We start from the raw sequence: 15,995 nt of genomic DNA on the forward strand, positions 1-15,995 counted from the left end.
GACGGTTGCAGAAGTTGTAGTGGGCTGGAGCAGCAGTTCGCTCCGCAGTTACATGCTTTGAGGCTCAACAATGAGGCGGCGTCGTGACTACAGACTCCAATAAAAATAGCATGGCTGCGCTGACGCTGGCTGCCATTGGAATTGTGTACGGCGATATTGGAACCAGTCCGCTTTACACAATGAAGGAGGTATTCGCGAAACATCACGGTCTTTCGCCTGTCCCCGTCAATGTGCTGGGGGTGGTCTCGCTGATTTTGTGGGGCCTGATAATCGTGATTTCGCTCAAGTACGTAACTCTTGTTTTGCGGGCGGACAACCGAGGGGAAGGCGGCATTATGGCGATGACCGCGTTAGCGCTATCGTCGGTCACTCAGAAATCCCGTTGGTACTACCCGGTGATGCTGCTTGGCATGGTCGGCGCAGGGCTGTTTTTCGGCGACGGTGTAATTACGCCAGCCATTTCAGTCCTGTCGGCCATTGAAGGGTTGGAAGTGGCCGCACCTGCTCTTAAGCCGTATGTTATCCCTGTGACATTGGCCGTTCTGGTTGCACTGTACTTGTTGCAGCGCAGGGGCACAGCCGGTATCGGAAAATGGTTCGGCCCGATTGTGCTGGTCTGGTTCATTACGCTTGCTGCGATGGGCGTTGCTAATATCGCTAAGAACCCGTTCATTCTGATTGCCTTTAATCCGCTCCACGCCCTCGGCTTTCTCATTCACAACGGGTGGTTGGCCTTCGTCGCCCTCGGTGCGGTTGTCCTGGCGCTCACTGGTGCGGAAGCGCTGTATGCTGATATGGGCCACTTTGGCAAGAAGACAGTTCGCCTGGCCTGGTTTTCTATCGTCGCTCCCGCGCTGGCACTCAATTACCTCGGGCAAGGCGCCTTGTTGTTATCGAATCCGGCAGCGGTTTCGAATCCTTTCTTTCTGCAGCTTGGCCCCTGGAGCGTCTATCCGCTCGTAGTGCTCTCGACGATGGCGACCGTTATCGCATCGCAGGCGACAATCTCTGGTGCATTTTCAGTGACCCAGCAAGCTATTGCACTGGGCTTCCTGCCCCGGATGCGCATCCGCCAGACCTCTGAAAGTCACAAGGGGCAAATCTACATCCCACTCGTCAATTGGCTTCAGCTCACGGCTGTCATACTGGCCGTTGTGGGATTCGGCTCGTCTTCCAATCTGGCTTCGGCCTATGGCATTGCTGCGACCGCTACGATGTTGACGACGACACTGCTGACGTTCTTCGTTGTTCGCTTCGGCTGGAAATTTCCGCTGTTGCTGTCGGTCGCAGCAACCGGATTCTTCTTGACGATTGACGTCGCTTTGTTCTCTTCCACGAGTTTGAAAATCATTAGCGGCGGCTGGTTTACGCTAACAATCAGTGCGCTGATGGTCATGCTCATGCTGACGTGGCGAAGGGGGCGCGAACTGGTATTCCAAAGCCTCCAACGCCAACTCATCCCTCTCGACGACTTCCTCCAGTCGCTCTTCATCAATCCACCACTGCGCGTACCTGGTACAGCCGTCTTCTTCCGTGCAGAAGGTGACGGCGTACCCCATGCGCTGTTGCATAACCTACTGCATAACCAGGTGCTGCATGAACGAACGATATTTCTGACTGTGTACGCCACGGACATCCCCAGAGTTCCGGATAGGGAACGCATCAAGGTGGTCCCGCATGGACACAACTGCTATCAAGTGAACGTCTACTATGGGTTCTCGGATGAGCGCGACATACCGCGCGCTTTGCAAGAAGGTCGGCATGCTGGGCTCTCGATTGACCCGATGCAAACCTCCTTCTTTATCGCCCGCCAGACAGTCCTCGCCACGCCGAAAGCCGGCATGGCGCTATGGCGGGAGGCCTTGTATTCCGCGATGTCTCGCAACGCTCGCGACGCGGCTGATTACTTCAAGATTCCGCCCAATCGGGTCATCGAACTGGGAGCGCAGGTGGAGATTTGAAGGGTAGTGCCAACTCGAGCGAAGAGTTTTGGGGTCCGTCCTTGCCATGACGGCCTGTCGGCGCTTATCGTGGAAACCGCAACCACGCCGAACGTATATTCGCGCAAAAGCACAACTTCTAAGGCTGCGGGTGCGGTATTCGAGCCGTGCCTTGGATGAGTGCAGGACGGGCTTCGAGATGTCTGGCCGCGTCCAATCGTTCAATATGACGTTTTCTTCGGCGACGGCGCGACCGACTTGCGGAAGGTTTCCAGGACCGTTGCTGCCTCGAAGGATTTCGTAGCTGAGCGTGTGCTCTTCATCAGCGCCTCGATGCGTTCCGCGGTATCCGTGGAGGGCGCGGGGGTGTACACCATGATGCGAGTACCCGGAGCATCGGGCACCTCGAGCGACAGTGCATCCAGCTCGAGTACGCCCGCAACGGGATGCTCGATCACCTTTCGCCAGTCGCTGCGCTTGAGCACGTCGTGCTCCGCCCACCATTTGCAAAACTCGGAGTCGGTGTCATTCAGTTCTTCGACGAGATCTCGAAGAAATACTTCGCCGGAGGGACGGAGAATGTAGTCTCCGCGGAACTGTGCGAGAACGCATTTCGCATAGGCGTCCCACTCTCGGAACAGCTTTCGGGCACCTTCCGCATGAAACGTGAACCATAGGAGATTGCAACGGCCGGCCGGCAGGTTTCTGAAGTCGGTAAACACTTTAGTTGCAGCCTCGTTCCACGTGACATAGTTCCAGTTGCCGTCGACCACATAAGCCGGCATGTTGCCTAATTGCTTCAGCATCCGGCGCACGGTGTCAGTCACGTTTTGCGCGATTGGATAAGGCCCGGGCGGCGTGTAATGGTTCGCAAGTTCAAAGAGGTGTGTCCGTTCGTGCGGCGAGAGTTTCAATGCATTAGCTATGCTCTCCACGGTTCGAAACGACACGTTGACTTCGCGGCCCTGTTCGAGCCACGCGTACCACGTGACGCTGATGCCCGCCTTCTCCGCAACCTCTTCACGACGAAGCCCAGGGGTCTTCCGGCGTGGTCCGGATGGGAAATCGATGTCTTCCGGACGCAGACGAGCTCGGCGAGTGCGCAAGAAATCGGCCAGTTCGTTTAACCGCTGCTGCTTTTCCACCGATTCGTCTCCTTGAGTTTTCCTATTCCTGTTACTGCCATTACTAGTAATAGCAGTTGCTAGTTTAGCGAAACGAACCGTGTCACTCTGAGCCCGTCGCTGGCGTTCACCATCCGGTGTTCGGTGAAACGATTATATGTCGTGATCCGAATGAAGATGAAAGGCCCGTGCATGAACGACCGGCAGGACGACAAAAACATTCACGGAGACATAAATGCATCTTTCGTTTCGCCTGATCCGCGCAACCGGGCTTGCTCTCGCTGCCGCGTTGATGATTCCGTCCATGAGCGCGCGCGCCGACTACGCAGGAGCCGCGCGAACCTTCCTTTTCAACCCCGCCGTTCAGATCCCTTTCTCCGATACCGCTAAATTCAAAAAGAAGCCGCCCTACGTGATCGGCTTCGCCAACGCGGGGCTTGGCGACAGTTGGCGCGTAGTCATGCAGCACTCGCTGATGAAGGCGGCGGCGGAGCACGCTGATGTCATCAAGCAGCTCATCGTTACTAACGGCAACATGGACGACGCGAAGCAGGCCGCCGACATCCAGGACCTGATATCGCGCGGCGTCGACTTGCTGATCGTCAGCGCGAACACCCAGAGGGCGCTCGATCCTGTCGTCTCGCGCGCGATGAAGCAGGGCATTCCCGTCGTGATGGTTGACCGCCGGATCTCTTCGGATAACTTTGTCTCCTTCGTGACGGGCTCGGATGCCATGATGGGGCGCGTGTGGGCGCAATGGATCGTCGAGAAGCTGCACGGCAAGGGCAACGTCGTCATGCTTGCAGGACAGGCGGGTTCGAGCGTCAGTGCCGACCGCGAGGCCGCGGCCAGGCAGGTGTTCTCGCAGTATCCCGACATCAAGGTGCTCGATACGGTCTACTCGGACTGGAGCCCTGTCAAGGCCAAGCAGCAGATGCAGGCGATGATCGCCAAGTACGGGCACACCATCAACGCGGTCTGGTGCGCTCATGGCTTGCCCGTCGCCGGGTCCATCGACGCGTTCATTGCCGCGGGCTTCAAGGCCGGCGAAATCCCGCCTCATACCACGGCGGACCTCAACGGCCCGCTCCAGCTTGCGTTGAAGTACAAGATTCCAATGCTGGAGATCGGCTATCCGCCGACCATGGGCCGCACTTCCATCGAGGTTGCGCTCAAGGTCCTCGGCGGTCAGACCGTGCCTAAGATCTACGAGATCAGTCCGCAGATCGCGCTGACGCGCGGGGACGAGACGGCGTCGGTGCCGCATCCGGACCAGTACATCGATCAGATCGTCGACAGCAAGGGGCCGCCCGATGTAATCATCGACGGCGGAATGGGCCCGGGTTACAACCCGGCGACCTTCAAGGTCAAGCTACCGGGTGAGAAATGAACGGGCACGCTGACATCAGCGCCGGGGATCTGCTAGAGGTGATTCGGATCACGAAGGAATTCCCCGGCGTGAAAAGCCTCGATCAGGTGTCGCTCGGTGTGCGCGCCGGTGAGATTCATGCGCTGGTGGGCGAGAACGGCGCGGGTAAATCGACGCTCACCAAGATCATGGCCGGCGTCTATGCGCCGGATTCGGGCGAGATACGTTTCGCCGGCCGGCCGTTGCAATGGAAATCGGCCGCAGACGCGAAACGCCATGGCATCCATGTGATCCATCAGGAGCTGGTGCTGTTTCCGCAATCTACGGTCGCTGAGAACATCTTCGCGGGCGCCGAGCCGCGCACGCGGATCGGGCTACTCGATCATGGCCGGATGAATCGGGATGCACAGGCGTTGCTGGGCGAACTGGGCGTGCGGCTCGATTCCCGCGAGCGCGTCGGCAACCTCTCCGTCGCCGATCAGCAGATGGTCGAGATCGCCAAGGCTATGGCTGGCGAGACGCGCGTGTTGATCCTCGACGAGCCCACTGCGGTCATCGCGGGCAAGGAAGTGCAATTGCTATTTGCGCGCGTGCGGGCGCTGCGGGAAAAGGGCGTCGCGATCGTCTATATCTCGCATCGGCTCGACGAGATATTCGAGCTGTGCGATCGGGTGACCGTGATGAAGGACGGCCGCAAGGTCGCGACGCAAAGTGTCGCGAACACCACGCGCGATCAACTGGTACGTCTGATGGTGGGCCGCGAAATGAAGGACATCTATCCGGACAAGCCGATCCTCGCGCCCGGCGTTCCGAACGTGCTGGAGGTGAACGGTCTGTGCGTGGGCAATCGCGTAGTCGACGCGTCGCTTACCGTGCGTGCCGGCGAAATCGTTGGCATCGCGGGCATGGTGGGATCGGGCCGCACGGAGCTCGCCGCAGGAATCTTCGGTGCGCTGAGAGCGCATCGCGGCACCGTCGACATAGGCGGTACCCGGCGCACCCGGATGACGCCGCGAACCGCCATCCGGCTCGGGCTGGGTTTTGTCACCGAGGATCGCAAGTCCCAGGGGCTGCTCATGCTGCTCGATGTCGCGCAGAACGTCACGGCCACCACCCTTGCGCAGGTGTCGCGCTTTGGCCTGATGCGCCCGGCGCTGGAGCGCGCAGCGGCACAGGCAGCGATCAACGAATACAGGATTGCAGGCACCCATCCCGCCGGCGGCGTCGCCACGCTCTCCGGAGGGAACCAGCAGAAGGTGCTGATAAGCCGCTGGGTGCGCGTGTGCAAGCGCGTGCTCATTCTCGACGAGCCGACCCGTGGCGTCGATGTCGGTGCGAAAGCCGAGATCTACCGCGTCATGCGCGAATTGACCTCGAGAGGTCTTGGAATCCTGATGATCAGTTCGGAGTTGCAGGAGGTGATCGGCATGTCGGATCGCGTGCTGGTCATGCGGGAAGGCCGCATCAACGGCGAAGTGAGCGGCGAACAGATGACCGAGCACGACATCATGCGCCTTGCCACGACCGAAACGTCACAAACCACAGGAGACGCGCATGAGCACGCTTATTGATCGAACCGGCGGCAGGGCAACCGGCATGCGGCGCCACATGGCGCATAACGCCGCTCCGTTGGCAGGGTTCTGTCTGCTGGTTTTGCTCCTGATCGCAGGCGCCTATGCCAGCGACCGCTTCGCGACCGTCGGCAACCTGCTGAATGTTCATCAGCAAGCCACGGGACTCGCCCTTGTGGCCCTCGGGCAGACGCTGGCTATTCTGACCGGCGGCATCGACCTCTCGGTGGGTTCGCTCATCAGCGCGAGCGCGACTCTAACGTCCGGCCTCGCGGACAACCCTCATGGCGGATGGACGAGCGCCATCGTTGTCGTGCTGCTGCTTTCAGCAGTAGTCGGCCTGATTAATGGCGGCCTCGTGCTGCGGCTCAAGGTCCATCCGCTGATCGTGACGCTCGGCATGGGCGCCGTTTTGCAGGGCGCGATTCTGTACTACTCGCTCGGGCCGGCAGGCAATGTTCCGGACGGCTTCGATTCGATTGCCTACGGCCGCTTCCTGAACATACCGGTGACGGCGACGATCATAGTACTGCTTTACTTTGCGCTGTCGTTTTTCATGCGCCGCACCCGCCTCGGACACTACATCTACATGGTGGGAGACGACGAACATGCGGCCAGCCTCACTGGCGTTCCCAAGGCGCGCGTGATCCTGTTCGTCTACGTCTTCTCCGCAGTCTGCGCGGGCGTGACAGGCATCTATCTGGCCGCGCAATTCGGTTCCGGACAGCCCTATCTCGGCGTGAACTACACGCTGGCGTCGATCACGCCCGTGGTGGTGGGCGGCACCGTGCTGACCGGCGGCCGGGGTGGCGTGATCGGCACGCTGATCGCCGTGTACCTGCTGAGCCTTCTTAACAACCTGATCAACTTCGCCGGGATCGCGTCGCAGTACCAACTGATTGTCCAGGGGTTAGCCGTCATCATCGCGGTGTCGGTCAATGCGCAGCGCAAACGGGTGACAGCATGAGTTCGGTTCTCTCCAAACGTCCGTCGCTTGCACGCTATCTCTCGATAGATACAGCGCGCCGCTACGGCATCTATGTCTTCTTCGCGGTCCTGGTCATTGCCTCCGGTGTGTTTTCGCCTACCTTCCTGCGGCGCGACAATGTCGTGAACATGCTGATGCAGTTCGCGCCGCTCGGCATCGTCGTCATTGGGCAGGTGTTCGTGATCCTCGTAGGCGGGCTCGATCTCTCCGTCGCTTCCGTGATGGCGACGGCCGCAGTCATAGCTACGGGCTTCGACGGCACGAACGCATCGGCACCCGCGATCTTCGGCGCGACCGTCGCCATGTGCATGTGCTCCGGCCTCTTGAACGGACTGCTTGTCACGAAACGGCAGGTCTCGCCGTTTCTCGCGACGTTCGCTACGGCCGTCGTACTCGAAGGTCTTCGCTTCGCCTACACACAAGGCGCGCCCTCAGGCAACGTCCCGCCCGTTTTTCACGAGATGGGTACCGGCTTTGCCGCGGGCTTGCCGGTCAACATACTGATCCTGGCCGCGTGCGCCACGGTGTTCGGCGTGTTGCTGCATCGGTCCACGTTCGGGCGGCGCGTCTTCATGGTGGGCGGCAATTCGGAATCGGCGCGTCTGGTGGGCGTACGACCGGATCTCGTGCGCATCGTCTGCTATGTACTCAGTTCGCTGTTGGCGGGACTGGCGGGGCTCATCCTGTCGGGCTTTGTCGGCATCGTCGACAACTGGGTCGGCAAAGGCTTTGAACTCGATTCGATCGTTGCGGCGGTCATGGGCGGCGTCGCGCTGTCAGGCGGGCGCGGTACTTTGCCGGGCGGCCTGATGGGCGCCGCGATTCTCATCATCGTATTCAACATCGTGTTGCTGATCGGCATGCCGGTTCAGGCGCAGACCATCGTCAAGGGCGTGATCATCATCGGCGCATCGGCCTGCTATGTGACCCGGCGGCGCCGCTAGCAGACCGGATTTCAGGAACGACGCTAGCGCGGGCGAGCGTCCAGCAGAGGAGGAGCAGGCATGAGAGCAGTCAGGTTTCATTGTGCACACGACATTCGCGTGGAGAACGTGCCGGACCCGAGCGGCATCGGCGCAGATCAGATGATCGTTAAACCGATGTGGTGTGGCATCTGCGGTACCGACCTGCATGAATACCAGGCAGGTCCGATCGTCGTCCCGACCGAGCCGCATCCGCTGACGGGGGCCAAGGCGCCGCAAGTGCTCGGCCATGAGTTCAGCGCCGAAGTGCTCGAAGTGGGGCGGGACGTGAAGAACGTGCGACCGGGCGACCGCATATCGGTCATGCCGCTGGCATCTTGCGGGCAGTGCTATTACTGCGTGCGGGGCATGCGTCACCTTTGCACGAAAATGGGGTGCGTCGGCTTGAGCTGGGACGGTGGGGGCATGGCGGAATATACCGTTCTCAATGACTATCACGCGAACAGGCTGCCGGATAACGTCAGCGACAAGCAGGGCGCCCTGATCGAGCCCGCGGCGGTCGCCCTCTATGCGGTGGATCGCGGCGGCGTGACGGTCGGCTCGTCTGTGCTGATCACGGGTGCGGGGCCAATCGGCGTGCTGGCGGCGCTCGCGTGCCATGCGGCCGGCGCCAGCCAGATCTTCGTGAGCGAACCGAACCCCGCCCGTGCCGCAAAGATGTCGGAGTTCGGCGTGACCACGCAGATCTTCGATCCCACGGAGGGCGAGTTGCCGGAGAGGATTCGCGATCTGACCGAAGGCGTGGGAGTAGACGTGGCGATCGAATGTTCGGGCAACCAGCATGCACTGAACGCATGCGTCGACGCCGTGCGATCAGCCGGTGCAGTCGTTCAGGCCGGCTTGCACGTGGGGACCGCCACCGTCGATCCGATGAAGTGGTCGCTCAAGGACATTCACATAGAGGGCACGTGGTGTTATCCGGTCACCATCTGGCCGCGCATCATCGGCATGATCGCGAACGGAAAATTCCCGGTGGAGAAACTCATTCACGACCTGATCGACGCGGACGACGTCGTGGCCAAGGGCTTCGACGCCCTGAGCGACAAAGGTGGCGACAAGATGAAGATCCTGATCAACCCGCAGACGACCTGACAAGCGAGCACGCACGAATGACTGATCAAAACAAGGTGAAAAAGCCTTCGATAGGCTGGATTGGCCTCGGCAAGATGGGCACACCCATTGTCCTCAACCTGCTCAAGGCGGGTTACGACGTGGTCGTGTACGACGTGGATCCGGGACGCCTCGGCGAACTCGCTACGCACGGCGTGAGGCCGGCGCCCGATATCGCGGCGCTCGCGGCATCGGCGCAACTCGTCTTTTCCATCATCCCCGATGACGCGGTTCTGTTGAAGGTCGCGCTCGGGTCGCAAGGTGTGTTCGCGAACCTGCCGGCGGGCGCCGTGTATGTCGACATGAGCACAGTGTCGCCGGCAGCATCTGCAGCCGTTCGCGACGCTGCGAAAGAGCGGGGCATAGGCTATATCGCGGCGCCGGTCTCGGGCAGCACCGTCCTCGCGGAGAAGGCCCAGCTCACCGTGTTCGCGTCGGGCCCCAAGGATGCGTTCGACGCGGCGCGCGGTGTATTCGAAGCGATCTCGGCACGCCAGTATTACGTTGGTGAAGACCAGCAGGCGCGCTACCTGAAGCTTGCCATCAATCATCTGGTGGGGTCGACGGCGGTGCTGCTCGCGGAAGCACTCACGCTCGGCAAGAAGGGCGGCCTCGACTGGACCGAGATGCTGACCGTGATCGGCGATAGCGTCGCGGCTTCGCCGCTCATCAAGTACAAGCTCGACCCGCTCAAGCAGCGCGATTTCAAGCCGGCGTTTTCAGCGCGGCAGATGCTCAAGGACATGTCGCTGGTGGTGGATGCCGGCGAAGCCGCAGGCGTGCCGATGGCGGCCGCCGCCCTGGTGCGCAAGCAGTTCGCCGAGTATGTGGACGCGGACGGCGCGGAACTCGATTTCTTCTCGATCGTGCGCGCGGTTGAATTGAGCTCCGGCTTGCACAATTGAGCGCCGCTCGCATCACAACTATCAGGAGTCGCATATGCATTACACCGTTTATTGCCTTGACCATGACGGCATGGTGGAACGCCGCCTGTCCCACTACGACGCCCACAAAGCCTATCTCGCGACTGCGCCGGTCAAAATGGTGATGTCCGGCCCGCTGCTTGCGGCGGACGAGAAGACGATGATCGGCAGCTTCTTCCTCTATGAAGCCGACGACATCGGCCAGGTTGTCCGCTTCAACGCGAACGATCCGTTCAACGAGGCCGGCATCTGGAAGAGCGTCGACATCCGCCCGTTTCTCAAGCGCGTCGACAACCGCTGATCCATGCTTCACGACCGATAAATCGCCATGCGTAATCTCGACGAAAACACCATCACTGATGCGGTACTCAGGCGCCACGAAGGGGCGTCCAATGTCCGTCTGAGGGCGGTTATGACGAGTCTCGTCCGGCATCTTCATGATTTCGCGCGCGAGGTGCAGCTGACCGAAGAGGAGTGGGAAGCGGGTATCCGCTTCCTGACTGAGGTCGGTCATATCACGGACGGCAATCGTCAGGAGTTCATTCTGCTCTCCGACACGCTCGGACTCTCAATGCTCGTCACCGCAATGGCGAACAGGAAGCCCGCCGGATGCACCGAGGCCACGGTCTTTGGGCCGTTTTTCGTCGGCGGAGCGCCAGTGCATCGCAATGGCGACGACATTGCCAACGGTGCCGGCGGCGAGCCATGCTTCGTCTCAGGCCGCATCATGGGGCTCGAGGGCGAAGCTGTGCCGAATGCGCGGATCGAGGTCTGGCAGGCAGATTCGGCTGGCTTCTACGATGTTCAGTACCAAGGCGATACGCACCGGGCGCGGGCAGTGCTGCACAGCTTGCCCGATGGTTCCTATCACTTTCGCTCGATCGTGGCGGAGCCTTATCCGATTCCGCACGACGGACCCGTAGGCAAGCTGCTGGCCGCGCTTGGGCGCCACCCGTGGCGGCCCGCTCATCTGCACTTCATGATCACCGCGCCCGGCTATGAGCGGCTCGTGACCCATGTGTTTCGCGATGGTGACCGCTACCTCGATTCCGACGCCGTGTTCGGCGTGCGCTCGTCGCTAATTGCAGACTGGATTCACCATGAAGAGGGCGTGGCGCCCGACGGCACGCGCATGCAGTCGCCGTTCAGCACGCTCGCTTTTGACTTTGTCCTGAACCGTTCATCATGACACCGAGCATCGCGACGCCATTCATCTATTCCACCCGCGCAACCCGCATTGTTTTCGGCGCGGGCTCGCTCGCGCGGCTCAGTGACGAACTCGACGAACTCGGCATCCGGCGCGCGCTCGTGCTTTCGACGCCGGAGCAATGCGCGCTAGCCGAGCGCGTGCGCGAGCTGGGCGGAGGACGCTGCCATGCGATATTCGATCGGGCAGTCATGCACGTGCCGGTCGAAACCGCCGAAGCCGGTGTCGAGGCGGCCCGCGATGCCGGAGCCGATGGACTGGTCGCGGCAGGAGGCGGCTCCACACTGGGCTTGGCGAAGGCAATCGCGCTGGAGACGAGCTTGCCGATCGTCGCGATCCCCACGACTTACGCGGGTTCCGAGGTCACCCCCATCTACGGGCTGACCGCGAGCAGCGAGAAGAAGACCGGCAAGAGTCATCGCGTTTTGCCGCGCACGGTGATCTATGACGCCACGCTCACGCTGAGCTTGCCGGTGGGACTGACCGCCACTAGCGGACTGAACGCCATCGCCCATGCGGCTGAGGGCTTGTACGCGCAGGACATCAATCCGGTCATGTCGATGTTCGCGGAAGAGGGCGTGCGCAGTCTTGCGCGAGGCCTGGTATCGGTATGCGAACGTCCCGACGATCTGGCCGCTCGAGAAATCACGCAATACGGTGCGTGGCTTTGCGGCACTGTGCTGGGCAATGTGGGCATGGCCTTGCATCACAAGCTGTGCCATACGCTTGGCGGCACCTTCAATTTGCCGCACGCGCAGACGCATGCCGTGGTCCTGCCCTACGCCATGGCGTTCAACCTGCCGTCGGCGCCCGATGCCGCTCAGCGCCTGCGCCGGGCACTCGATATGAGCGATCCAGTGGCTGCGCTCTTTGATCTCGGCCGGGCCCTGGGAACGCCCCGTTCGCTTGCCGAGCTCGGCATTCAGGAGGGCGATCTCGACCGTGCCGCGGAAATCGCCATGCGCTCGCCGTATTTCAATCCCCGCGCACTTTCCCAAAGTGGCATCAGGCAGGTATTGCAGATGGCGTTCGAAGGCGTCCGCCCGACCATGGCGTCGTTTGGTCCTCCGTAAAGTCCGGCTTGAATAGCCGACGGATACACAGTTTCACGCACGCGGCTGCAAAAGCACGAAGCAGGCAGTCGTTTCCAGAATATCTCAACGAGTAACGTTCATTTCATGAAAAATCGCGCTCTTATCATCGGGGCCAGCGGCATCGCAGGCAGCAATCTGGCCGATCGGCTGATCGAGGCCGGCTGGGGAGTCTACGGGCTATCTCGCGGCCGCACAAAAATGTCGCCAGCGGTTCAGCCGATCGTTGCCGACCTGGCATCGGCGGAGTCGGTGCGGGCCGCGCTTCACTCGCTCGACGTAACTCACGTGTTCTTCACCGCCTGGGCGAGGCAGGCGACCGAGCTCGAGAACATCCGTGTGAACGGCGCCATGGTCAGCAACGTACTCGATGCGCTCGAAGCCGGGCCGTCGAAACTCGAGCATGTTGCCTTGGTGACCGGACTCAAGCACTATCTCGGCCCCTTCGAGGCTTATGCGACAGGCGCCGTTCCGCAGACACCGTTTCGCGAAGAGCAAGGCCGTCAGAACGTCGACAACTTCTACTACGAGCAGGAAGACCGCGTATTCGCCGCGGCACAGCGTCAGGGTTTCACATGGAGCGTTCATCGGCCGCACACGATCATCGGATTCGCGGTTGGCAACGCGATGAACATGGGCACGACGCTCGCAGTCTATGCGACGCTTTGCAAGCAAGCGGGACTGCCTTTTGTTTTCCCTGGCTCGGCGACGCAATGGAACAGCCTGACCGACATGACCGATGCGCGTCTTCTCGCCCGGCATCTCGAATGGGCCTCGACGTCGGAAGCGGGTCGCAATCAGGATTTCAATATCGTCAACGGCGATGTTTTTCGCTGGAAATGGATGTGGTCCCGTATCGCAGACTATTTTGGCGTCGAGGCTGTCGCATTTGACGGAGAAGTGCGCCCTCTAGAAGGCCGCATGCGCGACGCGGGCACACAATGGAGGCAGATTGCCGCGCGCTTCGATCTCGTGGAGGCCGACATCGACAGGCTTGCATCGTGGTGGCATTCGGACGCCGACCTCGGCCGTCCGATGGAAGTGCTTACCGATATGTCGAAGAGCCGCAAGGCCGGTTTCCTGGACTTTCAGGCGACCGATGAGGCGTTCTTCGATCTGTTTGCCCGGCTGAAAGCGCAGCGGATAATCCCCGCGTGATAACTGACGGGACGCACATGTGGCCCGCTTTGTCGTCTGTCGTCCGAAGTATTCGACCGGTCCGGAAGCGCCGCCGCAATGAGACCTTTTTGAAAGCCGACCAGTCTCTTTGTCGGCTCGCCCGTCGAGAAAGGCAGACTTATGCACGCGTACTGGCGGTTCGCAGCACGCAAGTGCAGGGCCGCTATCTGCTTCGGGCTTTTGTCTGGGTTAACCAGCTTGAGGCACCGGCGCAGCGGCTTACATTAAAGGACTGCGTAGACGATGCGGGTGATGTAGCATCTCTGCCGTGACCTGCAGTGCCTGTCGACAACCCTCGCGATCTTGCGGGCCACCCAGACACACGCGGATCGTATTCGGCGGATTGCCGTCCGTCGAAAAAGCCGCCCCCGCCACCGCCCCGACGCCCTGATTGCGCAATTGCAGCGCAAGCTCCGACGCACTCCAGTCACACTGCGGCGGAATCGGCAACCACAAATGAAAGCCATCCGACTGCGCTTCGTAATGCCAGTCGGCCAGTTCCTGTGAGGCAATGGTCTGACGCACGTTCGCTTCCTTGCGGATCGCGTCAAGCATCTCGTGCGCGGTGCCGTCGTTGACCCATTGCGTCGCCAGCAGCACCGTGAAAGGACTCGGCATGACGGTCGTCGCGCGCAACGCGCCCGCGACGCGCTGCGTCTGCCTCGCTGTCGGCGCGCGCAGATACGCAACGCGCAGCCCTGCGCCGAAGGTCTTCGAAAACCCCGTCACATACCACGTCAGTTCCGGCGCAAGTGATGCCAGCGCAACCGGCCTGTTCGCCGGCAGCCAGCCGTATGCGTCGTCTTCGATGATGGGAACGCTGTAGCGCAACGCGACATCGGCGAGCGCTTCACGCCGCTGAGTGGAAAGCGTCAGCGTGCTCGGATTCTGCAAGGTGGGATTGCAGTAGAACGCACCGGGCTTGCCGGTCTTGCACAGCGCTTCGAATGCATGCGGCAACGGTCCTTCTTCATCACGCGGCAGTGGTTGCAAACGTACGCCGAGTTGCGATGCGATCGCCTTGATGCCGGGATACGCAAGCGTGTCGAGACATATCGTTTCGCCGGGCCGCGCGAGTTGCGATACCAGCGCCACGAGTGCGCTGTGGATGCCGGGGCACACCAGCACCGTATCGTCTTCGCATTCGGGCAGACGCTCTTTCAACCATGCACGTCCAGCCGCGCGATCGTCGGGCGTGCCGCCAAAATCCTGATAGCGCAGCAGCCGGTAAGGATCGGTGTGGGCGAGCAGATGCGCGGACGATTCACGCAGCCGTGCCGCAAGCTCGGGCGGCTCGGGCGGCATGTTCATCGACATCTCGACGCTGCTGCCGCCCGCGAGCGGCAAAGTCTGCGTGCGTCCGCGCACGAACGTGCCGCTGCCCGCGCGTGCATCGAGCAGGCCGCGCTTGCGTGCTCCCGCATAGGCGCGCGCGACGGTCGTGTAATTCAACTGCAATGCACCTGCCAGATCACGTAGACCAGGCAAACGGTCGCGAGGACGCAATCGGCCGCTCGCCAGATCTTCTTCGATCAGATCCGGTATCACGAGATATGCCGGTTTGCGGCTTTCAGTGAGCCGCTTGAGCCAATGATGCGTGAGACTGTCCATGCTGTATTCCCGGTGCGAAAGCGAATGCGTGAGCGTGAATGTCTTATTCAAAGTACCACGTGAATCGCGCAAAAAAATATCGGTTTTCATTCAATCAGAAACTTGATCGCATTGATTGGATGAATGCACGCTTGCGGGGTATCGCGCACCATCCGCACGCAAAAGGCGCTGCGTCGTTGGGCGAAACCGATGCATGCACATCTGTCGCCGATACCCAAAACCCCGTGCCGGACAAGGCTCGCAAAGATTTTTTCGGATCGCTCGAACAGTCGCGGTTTGATTGATTGGAAGTTGATCGCATGAACCGGGCCGGAAATTGGCATATCCGTTGCGTTAAGTGATTCGCCAATCGGGATATTTCCGGTTGAGCAATCCGATCAATTACGCGACTTATTGGAGAGCGATATGCCTGCCGTCAACAAACCTCTGCATCAGAAAGGCGACTACCTGGTCGACTACGAAGAAAAAGTCTTTCCTGACGTCAAGGCCGAACCCGGCGAGAAAGCGCTCGTCACTTTTCATACCGTCGCATTCGAAGGCTCGATCGGCTTCGTGAATCTGCTGCAGGCAACGCGTCTGCAGCGTAAGGGCTTCGATACGTCCGTGCTGCTGTACGGTCCTGGCGTCACGCTCGGTCTGCAACGCGGCTTCCCGACACTCGGCGACGAAGCGTTCCCCGGTCATCTGAACTTCAACAAGCAGCTCGTCAAGTTCATGGAAGAAGGCGGCAAGGTGTACGCATGCCGCTTCGCGTTGCAGGCGCTGTACGGTCACGGCGAGGCTTCGCTGATCGAAGGCATTCGCCCGATCAACCCGCTCGACGTGCTGGACCTGCAGCTTCTCCATCGCAAGGAGAACGCGCTGATCATCCATACGTGGACCGTCTGAGCGAGCCGGGT

General features: G+C 60.8%; 15 protein-coding genes. 13 read left to right on the forward strand and 2 right to left on the reverse strand.

The genetic code is table 11. From position 1 onward, the window contains the following. Window positions 1-83 precede the first annotated feature (83 nt). Window positions 84-1,961 (forward strand): potassium transporter Kup, encoded by a 1,878-nt coding sequence (locus ACTJLB_RS06400; protein ID WP_027804319.1) that lies wholly within the window; start codon window positions 84-86, stop codon window positions 1,959-1,961. Window positions 1,962-2,161: 200 nt separating this feature from the next. Here ACTJLB_RS06400 and ACTJLB_RS06405 read toward each other — a convergent pair whose 3' ends face one another. After that, window positions 2,162-3,085, reverse strand: coding sequence for a helix-turn-helix transcriptional regulator (locus tag ACTJLB_RS06405; RefSeq protein ID WP_440782796.1), 924 nt, complete (start codon window positions 3,083-3,085; stop codon window positions 2,162-2,164). 214 nt (window positions 3,086-3,299) lie between these two features. Here ACTJLB_RS06405 and ACTJLB_RS06410 point away from each other — a divergent pair, with 214 nt between their 5' ends. From ACTJLB_RS06410 to ACTJLB_RS06455, 10 genes are all read left to right on the forward strand, one after another. After that, window positions 3,300-4,454 carry an ABC transporter substrate-binding protein gene (locus tag ACTJLB_RS06410; RefSeq protein WP_110406041.1) on the forward strand — a complete coding sequence of 385 codons (1,155 nt, stop codon included), beginning with the start codon at window positions 3,300-3,302 and terminating at the stop codon, window positions 4,452-4,454. Beyond that, on the forward strand, window positions 4,451-6,004 hold the full coding sequence (locus ACTJLB_RS06415; protein ID WP_440782797.1) for a sugar ABC transporter ATP-binding protein: 1,554 nt from the start codon (window positions 4,451-4,453) through the stop codon (window positions 6,002-6,004). Before ACTJLB_RS06410 ends, ACTJLB_RS06415 begins: the two co-directional genes overlap by 4 nt. Beyond that, window positions 5,988-6,971, forward strand: coding sequence for an ABC transporter permease (locus ACTJLB_RS06420; RefSeq protein WP_440782798.1), 984 nt, complete (start codon window positions 5,988-5,990; stop codon window positions 6,969-6,971). The genes ACTJLB_RS06415 and ACTJLB_RS06420 overlap by 17 nt, the downstream gene beginning before the upstream one ends. Next, window positions 6,968-7,936, forward strand: a complete 969-nt coding sequence (locus tag ACTJLB_RS06425) for an ABC transporter permease (RefSeq protein ID WP_088174434.1) — start codon at window positions 6,968-6,970, stop codon at window positions 7,934-7,936. The genes ACTJLB_RS06420 and ACTJLB_RS06425 overlap by 4 nt, the downstream gene beginning before the upstream one ends. A 60-nt stretch (window positions 7,937-7,996) precedes the next feature. Next, window positions 7,997-9,067 carry a 2,3-butanediol dehydrogenase gene (locus ACTJLB_RS06430; protein ID WP_204520860.1) on the forward strand — a complete coding sequence of 357 codons (1,071 nt, stop codon included), beginning with the start codon at window positions 7,997-7,999 and terminating at the stop codon, window positions 9,065-9,067. A 17-nt stretch (window positions 9,068-9,084) separates the two neighbouring features. Further along, window positions 9,085-9,990 (forward strand): NAD(P)-dependent oxidoreductase, encoded by a 906-nt coding sequence (locus ACTJLB_RS06435; RefSeq protein WP_020066071.1) that lies wholly within the window; start codon window positions 9,085-9,087, stop codon window positions 9,988-9,990. 34 nt (window positions 9,991-10,024) lie between these two features. Continuing rightward, entirely contained in the window at window positions 10,025-10,309 is a 285-nt protein-coding gene (locus tag ACTJLB_RS06440) for a YciI family protein (RefSeq protein WP_408128156.1), read from the forward strand. A 27-nt stretch (window positions 10,310-10,336) separates the two neighbouring features. Next, the gene (locus ACTJLB_RS06445) at window positions 10,337-11,197 is read left to right on the forward strand and encodes an intradiol ring-cleavage dioxygenase (RefSeq protein WP_440782799.1); all 861 of its coding nucleotides are present in this window, start codon (window positions 10,337-10,339) and stop codon (window positions 11,195-11,197) included. Next, window positions 11,194-12,288 (forward strand): maleylacetate reductase, encoded by a 1,095-nt coding sequence (locus ACTJLB_RS06450; protein ID WP_204520856.1) that lies wholly within the window; start codon window positions 11,194-11,196, stop codon window positions 12,286-12,288. Before ACTJLB_RS06445 ends, ACTJLB_RS06450 begins: the two co-directional genes overlap by 4 nt. A gap of 105 nt (window positions 12,289-12,393) precedes the next feature. Then, window positions 12,394-13,464 (forward strand): SDR family oxidoreductase, encoded by a 1,071-nt coding sequence (locus tag ACTJLB_RS06455; protein ID WP_440782800.1) that lies wholly within the window; start codon window positions 12,394-12,396, stop codon window positions 13,462-13,464. 240 nt (window positions 13,465-13,704) lie between these two features. On the opposite strand, the gene ACTJLB_RS06460 is transcribed toward ACTJLB_RS06455, so the two are convergent. Beyond that, the gene (locus ACTJLB_RS06460; protein WP_440782801.1) at window positions 13,705-15,096 is read right to left on the reverse strand and encodes a PLP-dependent aminotransferase family protein; all 1,392 of its coding nucleotides are present in this window, start codon (window positions 15,094-15,096) and stop codon (window positions 13,705-13,707) included. 38 nt (window positions 15,097-15,134) lie between these two features. Here ACTJLB_RS06460 and ACTJLB_RS06465 point away from each other — a divergent pair, with 38 nt between their 5' ends. Further along, the gene (locus tag ACTJLB_RS06465; RefSeq protein WP_440782802.1) at window positions 15,135-15,380 is read left to right on the forward strand and encodes a hypothetical protein; all 246 of its coding nucleotides are present in this window, start codon (window positions 15,135-15,137) and stop codon (window positions 15,378-15,380) included. Between the two features lie 121 nt (window positions 15,381-15,501). Beyond that, window positions 15,502-15,984 (forward strand): MSMEG_0572/Sll0783 family nitrogen starvation response protein, encoded by a 483-nt coding sequence (locus ACTJLB_RS06470; protein ID WP_012403844.1) that lies wholly within the window; start codon window positions 15,502-15,504, stop codon window positions 15,982-15,984. Window positions 15,985-15,995: the final 11 nt, after the last annotated feature.

Origin of the sequence: Paraburkholderia sp. 22098, from assembly GCF_052045935.1 — a bacterium.
Lineage (GTDB): Bacteria > Pseudomonadota > Gammaproteobacteria > Burkholderiales > Burkholderiaceae > Paraburkholderia > Paraburkholderia caledonica.